The organism is Acidobacteriota bacterium (genome assembly GCA_003225175.1).
Classification (GTDB): Bacteria; Acidobacteriota; Terriglobia; order Terriglobales; family Acidobacteriaceae; genus Gp1-AA112.
Genome location: QIBA01000019.1, coordinates 1 through 12,708, shown reverse-complemented (window position 1 = coordinate 12,708; position 12,708 = coordinate 1). Strand labels below are relative to the sequence as shown.

The following is a 12,708-nucleotide window of genomic DNA, read 5'->3' as shown; positions in this document are numbered from 1 at the left end:
GTCGCGCTCGGTCTGAACTAAGCACGAGACTGTCATAGAGATAGGCATGCAGGAATGCCTTCGTCGCCCGGCGCTCTGCATCACCCTCGGCGCTGAGGCCGATCAGACGCTCTGGGTATGCGCGCACTTCACGCGAGCGGTTGATTCGTGCTGCCCGGATGCGGTGTCCACTGGCATGGATGAGGTCGCTTACCATGCGATCAAGTATTCTTCGCAGACATTCGCTTAATTTCAGTTTGGGCAGTGCGTCAGGGTAGCGCTGCTCGACCTCGAGCCAGATACGCTCAAACGAGGGTAGATGCTCGCGGATCGTTTCGATGGAAATGATTCCCGATTCGACACCATCGTCCAGATCGGCGACGTTGTAGGCGATCTCGTCAGTCAGATCGATGAGCTGAGCTTCGAGCGGCGGTCGCTGATCGAGCAAATATTCCCCCAGCTCGGGGAATTCGGCCGCACTCCAATCACGCGAGTGCTTGATGATGCCTTCACGAACCTCGAAAGTAAGATTCAAACCGCGGAACTCGGGATAGCGCAGCTCAAAGTGCTCCACGATTCGCAGAGCATGCAGATTGTGATCGAACATGTCGGCGAAGGTACGCATCTCGCGATCGAGAGCCTGTTCGCCGGCATGGCCGAATGGCGGATGTCCAATGTCGTGAACTAAGGCGAGCGTCTCGACCAGATCGGAATTCAGCCGCAATGCTGAAGCCACAGTGCGCGCGATCTGCGTGACCTCTATGGTGTGAGTGAGCCGGTTGCGAAAGTGGTCGGAGCCGCGATACGTGAAGACTTGAGTCTTGTTTTCCAATCGCCGAAAAGCGCGGGAGTGAACCACGCGATCGCGATCGCGCTGAAAGTCCGATCTGTAAGGATGCGGAGGCTCGGGATAGCGTCGACCCCGCGAGTCATCCGGAAGCAGCGCGTAGGGCGCGTACATGGGAACAGAGTAGCACTGCAAGACCAGCGGCCGGCGTTCAGCTGTCAGCATTCAGGCAGTCAATCGTGTGGAATCTCTGTCCAGTTTTCGCAAGACAAAGCAAAGGGCCCGGATCGGAAATCGGGCCCTGAGGTTTAGGGGCTGAATGCTGACTGCTGAGCGCCGACCGCTAGTCTTTTGCCGCCTCTTGTTTCGCCAGCCTTACCTTCGTGCTCTCCAGCTGCTTTTGCACGCGAGCTACGTCGTTGCTCTCCACATCGGCGGGCAGGGAGCGATTCCATTCTTCCAGGGCGCGCTCCCATTGCGCTGCAGCCAGCTTCAGACGGCCTGTCTTGGCATACACCTCGCCCATGTGGTCGTGGACCGTTGGGTCTTTGCTGATGTGCTCCATCGCTCGCCGCAGGTTCTCTTCAGCCATTTCGTAGTTCCCAATCTTGTAGTAGGCCCAGCCCAAGGAATCCAGATAAGCGCCATTCTGCGGCTCTTCCTGTACAGCCTTTTTGATCAGACTGAGCGCTTCCTCCAGCCGCACGCCGCGGTCGGCCAACATGTATCCGAGATAGTTCAGCGCCATCGCATTGCGTGGATCAGTGCCGAGCACCTTGCGGAACATCTCCTCGGCAGGTTCATATTTTTTCTGCCGTTCGTAGTAAGAGCCGCGCAGGAAGTAGTCGTACTGTTTGTCCTCGGGCTTGTTGCTGAGCGAATCGGCTTTGTTCAAAGCCTGATCGGCATCGGACCAGCGCCGCAAACGCGCGTAAATCTGCGACAGCGCCAGGTAGACATCGCGATCTTCAGGGGTATTCTTCAGTTCAGCCGTGGCCATCGCGACACCTTGATCGGCCTTGCCGTTGTCTGCCAGCTGGCCGGCCAGAACCAGGCGCATCGATCGATCTTTCGGCAGCGCCTTCACGGCATCCTGCGCAGTAGTCGTTGCCAGATTCCACTGCTTGTCTTCCCGATATGTGTCGATGACTTGGCTATAACCGCGCTCGGCGCTTTCATCTCCTAGCTCGATCATGCGGCGGAAGGTCTCAATAGCCTGCTGATTTCTGCCAGTCTCGCGATAAATGATGCCGAGACGCTCCAGGAACACGGAGCGGTTATTGCGCTCGCTGTTCGTCATGGTTGCGATCGGCTTCGCGTTCTTGTCGACGAGCTGCTGCAAAATCTGGATGGCATCGTCGAACTTTCCCTGAGCTTCGTTGATCAGCGCTTCGTTGTAGGGAATTTCTACTGAATCCTGCACCAGGGACTCAGCCTTTTTCAGCGTGGCCATCGCGTCGGCATACTTCCCCTGGCGGCGATAAATCTCCTGCATGCGGATGTATGCCTGCGCATCCTGGGGATCGGCATCCGCGACCTGCTTATATTGCGTGAGAGCGGCTTCCATCTGGTTGTCGCCTAGCAGACTGTTAGCTAAGCCCCGCTGGGCATCCAAATTGTCCTTGTCCTGGTCGATCGCGCGAGTGTAAGCCTCGATCGCCCGCTTGTAGTCTTTCTGCTGCTCGTAGGTGTAACCCAGAACCGCATATACCTTGCCGGTGCGCTGCGCGTCCGGCATGGACTGGAGCACGTCGGCTGCTTTTTTGTTGTCGCCCTCTTCGTTGTACAAATAGGCGAGATTGATCACCGCCTCTTCTGAGTCTGGCTGCAGCTGACGGGCCGCTTTGAACTCTCCTTCGGCCTTCAAATAGTCCTTATTGAGAATGTAAAGACGACCGAGAAGCAGATGGTCGTCAACCTTGTCAGGCTCGAGTTTTACGATCTCGCTGAACTGCTCGATTGCGAGTCTCAGCACCTCAGAGGACTGCACTCCGCCCTGCATATCGCCGATCGAGCGAAGATAGATTCGGCCGAGCAGTTTGCGCGCGTCAAGGTTGTTGGGATCGCGTTTTACGATCTCCTGCGATTCCGTGACCGCGTCGCGAATATGTCCCGTTTTGAAATAAAGCTCGGCAAGGCCGGCATTTAGCTCCTCAGATCCGGGATCATTCTGAAGCGCGAGCTTATATTCATCGATGGCCTTGCTGGCGTACTCCGAATGGCCGTAAACCGAAACCATCTCTTCGTACATGTGGGCCAGTGAATAGTGATAGTAGGCTTGGGCGCGATCACGCTGTTCCGGCGGCGTGTTATCCGTCGCCTGCTTCCTTTCTGTAGCGGAAGGTGTCGACTTTCCCTTTGCCGGCGGCGCAGGCGTATCGGGGGTCTGATTCTGATTATTCGGGGCTTTGTCGGGACTTTGGGCCGCTGGCGCAGCCGGGGCAGATGTCGGTGGAGACTGAGCCGCCGGGGTCTGGCCGAAGCCAATTAACGAGCTAAAAAGGACGAAAGAAGACAGACGAAGACTGAGACTTGTCATGAGTTCAGTTGGCGGAAAGAAACCTTCACTCCCGAGTTATTGGATGCGCAGGCGGCAGCTTCGCATCTGCACTTAATTTGATGCACGCCCAGTCGCCCGGCGAAGCCCGGTCAAATGCGGATTGACGCCAGTTTAAATTGTACCCCTTAGCCGGTCGGGATCGACGCTGTTATTAGTGACGGAAGTGACGGACCCCGGTGAGCACCATCGCTAGTCCCAGCCTGTCAGCGGCTTCTACCACCTCGTTGTCGCGAACCGAACCGCCGGGCTGGATTACGACAGTCGCCCCGGCCTTGGCGATCTCTTCCACGCCGTCAGGAAAGGGGAAAAAGGCGTCGGATGCGGCCACCGTGCCTTTCAGCGGCAAAACCGCTTTGGCCGCCCCAATCTTGCAAGAATCGATACGACTCATCTGCCCCGCTCCTACGGCCACGACCTGACCATTGCCGGCATAGACGATCGCATTCGACTTCACGTGCTTGCAGACCTTCCAGGCAAACAGCAGAGCTGACATTTCTTCCTGAGTAGGCTGTCGCTTGCTTACGACCCTCAAGTCAGCGGAGGTCAAGGTATGCACGTCTGCATCCTGCAGCAACATACCTCCGGAGACTTGTTTCAGAACCGTTTTGGGCTCATCGGGAATCATTTGGAGCAGGCGAAGGTTCTTTTTTGCGGCAAATCGTGCCAGGGCTGCAGGCGAGTAGCTTGGAGCGGCGATGGCCTCCACGAATAGCTTCGCAATTTCTTCGGCAGCCGCCTCATCAATCTCGCGATTGATCCCGATAACCCCGCCAAACGCCGACACAGGATCTGCCTCCAACGCACGTTTGTATGCCGTGACAACGTCCGCCCCGGTAGCGGCCCCACAAGGATTCGTGTGCTTGATGATCGCGCACATGGGTTCATCAAATTCGCGGCAGAGTTCCCATGCTGCGTCGAGATCGACCAGATTGTTGTAGGAGAGTTCCTTTCCCTGAAGCTGTCGCGCATTCGCGATTCCGCGATTCGAGCCATCCGTATAGACAGCAGCTTTCTGGTGCGGGTTCTCGCCGTAGCGCAGATCCTTCAGCTTCGAGAACGCCAGGCGCAAAGTCTGGGGGAAGGGAGCACCGTGCGATGGCAGCTCGCCGGGAGTCGCGATTGTCTCAAGAGCGGATGCAATCGCATTATCGTAAGCCGCCGTGGTAGCAAAGGCCTTCTTAGCCAAATTCCACTTCGTGGTAAGCGAGAGGCCGCCTGCGCGGTAAAGCTCTTCTGCGATACTCGCGTAGTCAGAGGGCGAAGTCACCACCGCCACATCCTGAAAATTCTTTGCCGCCGAACGCAGCATCGACGGTCCCCCAATGTCGATGTTCTCAATGAGCTCCTCAAAGCTGACATTCGGACGCGCAGCCGTCTTCTCAAACGCGTACAGGTTGACCACGACCATATCGATTGCAGGAATCTCGTGCTCTTTCACGGCATCGCGATGCGCTGCATTTTCGCGGACGTGGAGAATTCCCCCATGCACCTTGGGATGGAGGGTCTTCACCCGCCCATCCAGCATCTCGGGGAAACCCGTCAGTTCGGAGATGTCCCTGACTCGAATGCCGGTCTCGCGCAGCAGCTTGGCAGTGCCTCCGGTCGAAACCAGCTCAACGCCGACCTTCTCCAGGTGACGCGCAAATTCCACGATGCCGGTTTTGTCCGTGACGCTGAGAATCGCGCGCCTCACCGGCTTTACCTGCTCTGTTGTGACTTTCGACGGAGTCTCGAGAATTTCGGTCTGCGACAAACTGAGGTCCTCGTGAAGGAATTAAAACCTGATTCTAAAGAGTTCAACGACATGATGTCATGCTGTTCAAACGCACGTTATGCCTTGTGCCGCGGCCTGTTCCCTGTCCCTATGTTCGAGGCAACCTTTACTGCGTCTTAGCAAACCGCTCTCATTTCTTCCTTGCGCGAGAAGATTTTCCCGAAACCAAAGGAAATTGCCCAATTTCGCGTTACTCGACCTAAGTACCTGAAAAACAACCATGTACTTTGAATTCAGCATCTACTCTGGTTGTGGCATGCGATCTGCATTCAGACCTCCGTCGCCAGGAGGCGCCATGAAGTCAACGATTGCAATTTGCTTTTTTATGCTCGGCTCGCTCGCATTTGCGAAGGATAAGCCAATTTTCCGCCAGGCCGGCACGATCTCGAATATGGATGCTGTGCCATGCGGAATCGACGAGAATAGCGGCAAGAGTTTTGCCGGAGAGATCCTGGGAACCGATGGAGCGCACAAGAAACAGCGCGAGATGCTCTGCCAGGAATACGTGTTGAAGACCGATCGTGTGATGTATCGCATTCGTCCCCGCGAGGAGAAGCACCCGGTGCTGTTGCCGGTAGGCGAGCGCGCGGAGTTCCGGATCAAGAAGGACAAGTTGCTCCTCGCCGTTCCTGAGCTCGACGGCAGAGAGCGCGAGTACTCCGTGACCTCGATGCAGATGATCAACACGGAGTCAGCGCGCAGCGTCAGCGAGCGCGCAGCCAAGTAGTCAGTTTCTGAAAATCAAAACATTTTCCAAGTCAGTTGAAGGAGAAGACAAAAATATGAAGCGGTTTTTGATTGCAGTTGCGGCAGCGGGCCTCGTGAGTTTCACAGCATCCGCTCAGACAGACGCCCAGGCCAGCGGTTCTGCTAACACCAGTACCAGCGTTCAGGCCGGACAAAACAATGCCAACGTAAATTCGAACACGTCGGTCGATACAAACGCGCAGGCGAACCGTAAGCATCGCAAAGCGGACGCAGATGCCAACGGGAGCGCCAGCAACGACAATTCGGCTTCCGTAAATGGGAAATCGGTAAGCACTAGCGCCAGCGGCGCAGGTGAATTGGCCGCCGGAACAACTATTCCCGCGGCGCTCACTAAGCCGGTCGACGCGCGCAAGGCGAAACCCGGCGACGAGATCGCGGCCAAAACAACGCAGGAGGTTCGTTCGACCTCAGGGGTCGTGATTCCTCGCGGCTCTCGCCTCATAGGTCACGTGACCGACGCGAAAGCGAAGGCTAAAGGCGATTCCGAGTCGGCACTGGGCATCGCGTTTGACCATGCCGTTTTGAAAAATGGACAGCAGGTTCCGCTGAACGCAAGCATCAAAGCAATCGCGGCCGCCGCGAACTCTACCTCGGCATCAATGGGAGATGACGCTCTCGCGGGAAACTCATCGTTAGGTAGCCAGGCAGCAGGAAACGTCTCGCCCGCAGAAGGCGGCGGTGGAGGACTGCTGGGTGGCGCCGGACGAACCGTCGGCGGCGCGACCAGCGCAGTGGGTAACACTGCGGGCGGAGTCGCGAGTGGAGTTGGAAACACAGCAGCCGGAGTAGGCGCAAACGCTGGTGGGGCCGTGAACGGAGCAGCTGGTCAGCTAACGTCGAGCAGTCAGGGCGTGATCGGACTGAATGGGCTGCAGCTTAACAGCGCTGCATCAAATGCGACGCAAGGATCAGTAATTACCTCGGCCGGTAAAGACGTCAAGCTTGATACTGGCACGCAGATGTTACTTCAGGTGAATCAGCAGTAAAAGTTCGAGCGACTAGCAACAACTGGCCGTCCCTTTTGGGGACGGCCTTTTTTGTGCGGTAGAGACGCAGCATACTGCGTCTCTACCAAACCTAAACTCCGGCTTCGCCGCCTTCGCGGTTTACGGTGACCTTGATATGCGCAGTTACGTCTCGATGTAACTTCACGGGAACGTGGAACTCGCCCAGGCTCTTGAGCGGATCATCCAGATGAACCTTGCGGCGGTCGATCTTGAACCCCTTGGCTTCGAGAGCAGTGGCGACGTCAGACGATGTGACTGACCCAAACAGATGGTCCTTCTCGCCGGTCTTGCGTTCGAAGGTGAGCTGCACGTCATTGAGCTGCTGAGCAAGCGCCTCGGCGCCGGTCTTCTCTTTCGCAGACTTGCGCACCGCAGCGGCCTTCATCTGCTCGATGACTGCTTTGTTTGCCTTGCTGGCTTCAATCGCGAGCTTGCGCGGCAGCAGGAAATTGCGGCCAAAACCCTCGGCGACCTTCACGATGTCGCCGCGATGGCCAAGCTTTTCTACGTCTTCTTTCAGAATGACTTCCATTACTAAGCTCCTAGCTGCTGGCGGCTAGCTCCTAGCCAAAAGGCAGCTTAATCTTCACAAAATTGCGGGGCGCACATTCCTGTGCCCAGATCGGGAGTCTGACCTCACCCGCACACAAGCCAGCGGCTAGCAGTTAGTCGCCAGCAGCTTCTCTTAGACCCGCGCAGCAAACGGCAGCAGCGCAATGTTGCGCGCCTGCTTAATGGCGGCGCTCAGGCGACGCTGGTGCGGCGTGCAGACCCCGGTCAAACGACGAGGAACGATCTTGCCACGCTCGGCAACGAAGCCGGAGAGCAGGCGCACGTCCTTGTAGTTGATGGAGTCGATCTTTTCCACGCAAAACTTGCAGACTTTCTTGCGGCGGAAAAATTTGCGTCCGCCTTCGCGCCCACCCGGGCCTCCGGGTCCGCCACGGGAATCACGACGCGGTCCGCGATCCTGCCGGTCTTGTCCGCCGGATGCGGGAGTTGCTGTAGGTGTATCTGACATGTTTCTCCTTCGTAAGGGTCAGGGAAGCGCACGGCGCTTTAAGCCGTACCATCAAAGAAAGCAAACCCCAAATTGAGGTTTTATTCGTGACTACCGGCACGGCTTGAAGTCGTGCCCTTCCCCAAACAAATTTTTTCTTTCAAGCCGTTGCCGCTGGAGCAGGGGCGCTTTCCGGCGTCACCGCAGGTTCAGCCGTAGAACGCTTCACGCGAATCGAGCGAAGCTGCTTGATCTTCTCCAGACGCTTCTGCTCCTGGTCGATGCGCACGCTGATGAACTTGATCACCGGTTCCGAGACGCGCAGACGGCGCTCGATCTCGTGAATCGCCTTGCCCTCCGCTTCCACGGTAAGCAGCACGTAGAAACCATCGATGAACTTGCGGACCAGGTACGCCAGGCGTCGCTTGCCCATGCGCTCGACGTTCTTCACAGTTGCGCCGGCATTCGCGGCCTGCGACTCAAGGTTCGAGAGCAGTTTGTCGATCTCCTCCTCCTGCAGGTCAGGCCGGATAATAAACATCACTTCGTATGTACGTTGTTGCATTGTGTTCCCTTCTCTGGCTGTAGGGAGGGCAGCGACTTCAGTCGTGCCGTCCGAAAGCCTATTAACCTATCTCGCGCTTTTGCCTGAGGTTCGCTCTCGCAACGAGGATTACCTCAGCCGAAAATCCCAATCGAAGTGAAACTTGCATGGCGGCACGACTGAAGCCGTGCCCTTCCCTAAACCGCAAGTTACATTTCTTCTTCTTTCTTCGTACGCTGGTTGAAGCGGTTCATCGCCGCTCCCACCCCATCCTTCAAAATCGCTTCTACCGCATCGGCGGCCCGCTCGATCAGTTCATCCACAGCTTCGAGCTGCGACTTCTTGAACTGTCCCAAAACGAACTTCGCGCCGTCGCCTACCGGATGATCGGGCTGGATTCCCAACCTCACCCGGATGAACTCGTCGGTACCGAGCGATCCGACGATCGACTCGAGCCCGTTGTGCCCTGCCGTTCCACCGCGCTGCCGGATACGAGTCGCGCCAAACGGCAAATCCAACTCGTCGTAGACGACGATCAAATCGCTCGCCGGATTTACCTCAAGATCCTCAACCAGTTTTCGCACTGAAAGCCCGCTGAGGTTCATGTAGGTCTCGGGCTTCGCCAGCAGGATTTCCTGTCCTGCAAGCTTCACCTTGCCCGTAGCCGCCTGGCATCTGCGGCTTGCGATATCAACCTTGCATCGCTCGGCGATGCGGTCGATCGTCAGAAAGCCGAGATTGTGAGGCGTGAACTGGTACTCGATGCCGGGATTGCCCAGACCGACAACCAGCTTCACTCTTTCTTCTTGCCCTCAGCCTTCTTACCGCCTTCGGGCTTCGCTGCCGCCTCAGGCGCAGCACCTTCCTCAGTCTCCTGCTTGCCTTTCTTGATGACCTCAGGCTCAGCCGGAGCAGCAGCCGCCTCAACGCCAGCCTCAGCCGGAGCAGCCTCGACAACTTCTTTCACCGACGTGATGTGCGCTACAGGCTGCGTCTCATCCGTAATGACCTTGATCTTGTCGTTGTGCGGCAGATCGGAGACGCGCAACACCTGTCCGAACACCAAAGCAGTCACGTCGACATCGATGTGATCCGGAATGTCGGCAGGCAGACACTCAATCTCCACTTCCCGCACGATCTGCTCCAGAATTCCACCCTGAGTCTTTACGCCTTCGGGGACTCCGGTCAATTCCACTGGCACGCTTACGCGAAGCGCCTTGTCCATCGCGATGCGCTTCAAATCGATGTGCAGCAGCGTGCCCTTGATGGGCTCATACTGCCAGTCGACGATCATCGCTTTGGTCTGCTCGCTGCCGACTTTCAGATCAAATACGGTGTTGTGACCGCTGTCGGAGTGGAGAATGCGGCTGATCTGCTTGGGATTTACGGTAACCGCGACTGAATCCTTTTTCGCGCCATAAACCACAGCGGGAATATTTCCGCTGCGACGCACGCGGCGCGCAGCATTCTTCGTGCGCGCCTCTTCAGCCGGCCGCGGTTGTGCTTCTACTAACTCTTGGGTTGCCATAATGTCCTTCTACTTATTAAGAATCAAAACCGGGATTGAACACGGAGGGCACTGAGGACGACGCGGAGGCGATTATTGGATATCCCTTGAACCTGTGAACCTGCCTCTCAAAATCATGACCATATCAAACCGAATTAATGAATCCAGATTCCCCTCAGTGACCTCCGTGCCCTCCGTGTTCAATTTTTTTTGTGCCTAACTAAAGAGACTACTTACCGACGTCTCCTCATGAATGCTTTCAATCGCTCTCGCCAACAGGCCGGCGATTGTCTTCACCCTGATCTTCGGCTCATTCTTCGCCGCTTCGCTTAATGGGATTGTGTCCGTCACAATCACCTGCTCAATGCGGGAATTGTGGAGACGCTCGACTGCCTGTCCCGAGAGCACCGCATGTGACGCGCAGGCCAGGACGCGAACCGCACCCGCATCCAGCAGAGCGTCGGCGGTCTTCACCAGCGTGCCCGCTGTGTCGATGATGTCATCGAGAATCAGCGCCGTTCGTCCTTCGACATCACCGATCACGTGCATCACTTCCGTCACATTCATGTCTGTGCGCCGTTTATCCACGATAGCCAACGCCGTATCCATCTTCTTGGCGAAGAAGCGCGCGCGCTCCACGCCACCCGCATCCGGCGATACCACCGTCAGATCGGGCAAACTCAAATCCTTCACCGCCGAAACCAGCACTGGCGACGCAAACAGGTGATCCACCGGGATATTGAAAAATCCCTGGATCTGCGGCGCGTGCAAATCAACCACCAGCGCGCGATGCGAACCAGCCGTGGTCAGCAAATCCGCCACCAGCTTCGCCGAGACTGCCACGCGCGGCTTGTCTTTGCGGTCCTGCCGCGAGTACCCGTAGTACGGGATCACCGGAGTGATCCTGCGCGCCGAGGCCCGCTTCAGCGCGTCGATCATCAGCAGCAGCTCCATCAGGTGTTGATCGACCGGGAAGCACGTGGGCTGCACGACAAAAACATCGGCGCCGCGCACGTTCTCCAGCAGCTGAAAGTAAACCTCTCCATCGGAGAAGCGCTGCAAGTGCGCTTGTCCGCGCTGAATCTCAAGAACTCTGCAAATGTCGTCCGCAAGCTTCTCGTTAGCCGTGCCGCAGAAGATCTTGAAACGATCATTGTCGCGATGACGCTGCGGCTTACGCTCCGTCTTCGCCGCAGGCGGCGTCTGCACGCTTGCCTGACCCTTCTGCTGCTGCTGCTTTTCGATTGCGGTTGCGATCGTCGTCATTCCATTAGCCTCGCGAAAGCTGGTTTTCTTTCGTGCCCGGGACTAGTGCTTCTGAAATTTTGTGATTTGAAAATTCCCGCAAACAAGCGTTCAGCCGTCAGCCAGTCAACAAGTACGTACTTGGTCAAACACCTCGCCGCTTCCCGGCTGAATGCTGACTGCTGACAGCTACTTCCTGGCTGGGCGGCTAGGATTCGAACCTAGACAAAGTGCTCCAAAGGCACTTGACCTACCATTAGTCGACCGCCCAAAAATCCTGCTGACCAAGTTAGTTAAATTGTCTGTTTGGGAGTCCAGCGTTAGCGGCTGATTACCATTGTCTCCCAGTATTGCTTTCTTGTCAGCGTGCTTGTTACGTGAGCAGCATGACCCATCGCCTGCACACGTTCCGCAGCAGCTTCAGCCTTCTCTCTGGAATCGAAAAGGCCATAAAGAGCCGATCCAGAGCCGGAAAGCGAAGCATAACGCGCTCCATCGCCGGCCTGGCCGTAGAGCACACGCTTGACGTCACGCAATTCGGGATGCTGAGGAAAGACGACGCGTTCGAAGTCGTTTTCGATCCCGGTACGGACAAGGTCGAGCAGCTGTGTCTCGGCCCGGTCCCCGCCATATGCGGGAACACCGGATACTGGAGTCTTATAACCACCGCTCAACCACGAGTACACAGAGCGGCTGAAAGATAGAATTTTAGCGGATTGCGCAGAGTTGGTCAAAGTAGCCGCGCGGCTGGATGAGCGGGATCCGGTGTCGTCGGAAGATTCGCGCTCTGCAAGCGCGTCCCAGTCAGCGAAGGCTTTGGGGGTGGAGATGCCGATTTCGGGTGTGACAACGACGCAATCGACCGGCGGAAGCTCCTCAAGCGCAAGAATCTGTTCACCACGGCCTTCGCCGTAAACCGTTCCGCCGCTCAGAAACAGCGGCAGGTCGGAGCCGACCTCCTCGCAGATGCGCAACCGGTCCTCAGGATCGAGCGCCTTCTCGGATTCACGTTCCAACCCAAGCAACGTGGCGACTGCATTCGAGGATGCGGCCCCCAAACCGCCCTCAAGCGGCAAGGTCTTCTCAATGGTGATCATCAGCTTGCCGCGCTGACCGATAGCTTTCATGAACCTATCGGCAACGCGATAACAGGTGTTCGACTCATCAGCCGGCACCTTGGGATTCCTGCAACGAATCTCAATCCCCGTCCCCCGCCCTATCTCAACTTTCACGAGATCATGGAGCGCAATGGTCTGGTAAACCGTACGCAATTCGTGAAAACCATCGTCCCGAATCGGGCCAATGGTAAGACCAAGATTGATCTTGGCGTAGGAACGGAGCGTCGTCGGCATTAAGACATTCTAAAGTGCGTCTCCGGCGCAGCCCATATGGGACACCCAATACATTGTCCTAAATTGATTTTTGAATCACAACGCCGACCCACGGCAAGAGCCGCGCCGGAGGCGCCAAAATACGAAAGCCCAGCATGAAATGCCCGCTTTCCGGCATTGAAATGCTGGGTTGATGTGTAGGTTAG

12 protein-coding genes and 1 tRNA gene are annotated in these 12,708 nt (G+C 56.8%); 2 read left to right on the top strand and 11 right to left on the bottom strand.

Annotated elements, in window-relative coordinates; all coding sequences use genetic code 11:
• The 3 genes from DMG62_00645 to purH form a co-directional block, all read right to left on the bottom strand.
• On the bottom strand, nt 1-940 hold a 940-nt coding region (locus tag DMG62_00645), incomplete at its 3' end, for a deoxyguanosinetriphosphate triphosphohydrolase (GenBank protein ID PYY24945.1).
• A 169-nt stretch (nt 941-1,109) separates the two neighbouring features.
• Nucleotides 1,110-3,305: a hypothetical protein gene (locus DMG62_00640; protein ID PYY24943.1), complete on the bottom strand. Its 2,196-nt coding sequence runs from the start codon at nt 3,303-3,305 to the stop codon at nt 1,110-1,112.
• Nucleotides 3,306-3,477: 172 nt separating this feature from the next.
• Nucleotides 3,478-5,064, bottom strand: coding sequence for a bifunctional phosphoribosylaminoimidazolecarboxamide formyltransferase/inosine monophosphate cyclohydrolase (gene purH, locus DMG62_00635; GenBank protein ID PYY24944.1), 1,587 nt, complete (start codon nt 5,062-5,064; stop codon nt 3,478-3,480).
• A gap of 256 nt (nt 5,065-5,320) precedes the next feature.
• Here purH and DMG62_00630 point away from each other — a divergent pair, with 256 nt between their 5' ends.
• Together DMG62_00630 and DMG62_00625 are read left to right on the top strand one after the other, a co-directional pair.
• Entirely contained in the window at nt 5,321-5,827 is a 507-nt protein-coding gene (locus tag DMG62_00630) for a hypothetical protein (protein PYY24942.1), read from the top strand.
• A 55-nt stretch (nt 5,828-5,882) separates the two neighbouring features.
• The gene (locus tag DMG62_00625; protein ID PYY24941.1) at nt 5,883-6,854 is read left to right on the top strand and encodes a hypothetical protein; all 972 of its coding nucleotides are present in this window, start codon (nt 5,883-5,885) and stop codon (nt 6,852-6,854) included.
• A 91-nt stretch (nt 6,855-6,945) separates the two neighbouring features.
• Here the strand turns inward: DMG62_00625 and DMG62_00620 are convergent, their stop codons facing one another.
• The 8 genes from DMG62_00620 to DMG62_00585 all read right to left on the bottom strand — a co-directional run bounded on the left by DMG62_00620 (nt 6,946) and on the right by DMG62_00585 (nt 12,523).
• Nucleotides 6,946-7,407 (bottom strand): 50S ribosomal protein L9, encoded by a 462-nt coding sequence (locus tag DMG62_00620; GenBank protein ID PYY24940.1) that lies wholly within the window; start codon nt 7,405-7,407, stop codon nt 6,946-6,948.
• A 153-nt stretch (nt 7,408-7,560) separates the two neighbouring features.
• Nucleotides 7,561-7,896, bottom strand: coding sequence for a 30S ribosomal protein S18 (gene rpsR / locus DMG62_00615; GenBank protein ID PYY24939.1), 336 nt, complete (start codon nt 7,894-7,896; stop codon nt 7,561-7,563).
• A 139-nt stretch (nt 7,897-8,035) separates the two neighbouring features.
• Nucleotides 8,036-8,440, bottom strand: coding sequence for a 30S ribosomal protein S6 (gene rpsF / locus DMG62_00610; protein ID PYY24938.1), 405 nt, complete (start codon nt 8,438-8,440; stop codon nt 8,036-8,038).
• A gap of 188 nt (nt 8,441-8,628) precedes the next feature.
• Nucleotides 8,629-9,216 carry an aminoacyl-tRNA hydrolase gene (locus DMG62_00605; GenBank protein ID PYY24937.1) on the bottom strand — a complete coding sequence of 196 codons (588 nt, stop codon included), beginning with the start codon at nt 9,214-9,216 and terminating at the stop codon, nt 8,629-8,631.
• Nucleotides 9,213-9,947 (bottom strand): 50S ribosomal protein L25, encoded by a 735-nt coding sequence (locus DMG62_00600; protein PYY24936.1) that lies wholly within the window; start codon nt 9,945-9,947, stop codon nt 9,213-9,215. The genes DMG62_00605 and DMG62_00600 overlap by 4 nt, the downstream gene beginning before the upstream one ends.
• A gap of 195 nt (nt 9,948-10,142) precedes the next feature.
• On the bottom strand, nt 10,143-11,192 hold the full coding sequence (locus tag DMG62_00595) for a phosphoribosylpyrophosphate synthetase (GenBank protein PYY24935.1): 1,050 nt from the start codon (nt 11,190-11,192) through the stop codon (nt 10,143-10,145).
• A gap of 176 nt (nt 11,193-11,368) precedes the next feature.
• Nucleotides 11,369-11,442 (bottom strand) — tRNA-Gln (locus tag DMG62_00590).
• Nucleotides 11,443-11,491: 49 nt separating this feature from the next.
• Nucleotides 11,492-12,523 carry a 4-(cytidine 5'-diphospho)-2-C-methyl-D-erythritol kinase gene (locus DMG62_00585; GenBank protein PYY24934.1) on the bottom strand — a complete coding sequence of 344 codons (1,032 nt, stop codon included), beginning with the start codon at nt 12,521-12,523 and terminating at the stop codon, nt 11,492-11,494.
• Nucleotides 12,524-12,708 lie beyond the last annotated feature (185 nt).

Excerpts from the sequence above, each read along its gene's own strand:
- DMG62_00630 (PYY24942.1), top strand. The coding sequence starts at position 5,321 with ATGTACTTTGAATTCAGCATCTACTCTGGTTGTGGCATGCGATCTGCA.
- DMG62_00625 (PYY24941.1), top strand. The coding sequence starts at position 5,883 with ATGAAGCGGTTTTTGATTGCAGTTGCGGCAGCGGGCCTCGTGAGTTTC.
- DMG62_00620 (PYY24940.1), bottom strand. The coding sequence starts at position 7,407 with ATGGAAGTCATTCTGAAAGAAGACGTAGAAAAGCTTGGCCATCGCGGC.
- DMG62_00640 (PYY24943.1), bottom strand. The coding sequence starts at position 3,305 with ATGACAAGTCTCAGTCTTCGTCTGTCTTCTTTCGTCCTTTTTAGCTCG.
- DMG62_00595 (PYY24935.1), bottom strand. The coding sequence starts at position 11,192 with ATGACGACGATCGCAACCGCAATCGAAAAGCAGCAGCAGCAGAAGGGT.
- rpsF (PYY24938.1), bottom strand. The coding sequence starts at position 8,440 with ATGCAACAACGTACATACGAAGTGATGTTTATTATCCGGCCTGACCTG.
- DMG62_00585 (PYY24934.1), bottom strand. The coding sequence starts at position 12,523 with ATGCCGACGACGCTCCGTTCCTACGCCAAGATCAATCTTGGTCTTACC.
- DMG62_00600 (PYY24936.1), bottom strand. The coding sequence starts at position 9,947 with ATGGCAACCCAAGAGTTAGTAGAAGCACAACCGCGGCCGGCTGAAGAG.
- rpsR (PYY24939.1), bottom strand. The coding sequence starts at position 7,896 with ATGTCAGATACACCTACAGCAACTCCCGCATCCGGCGGACAAGACCGG.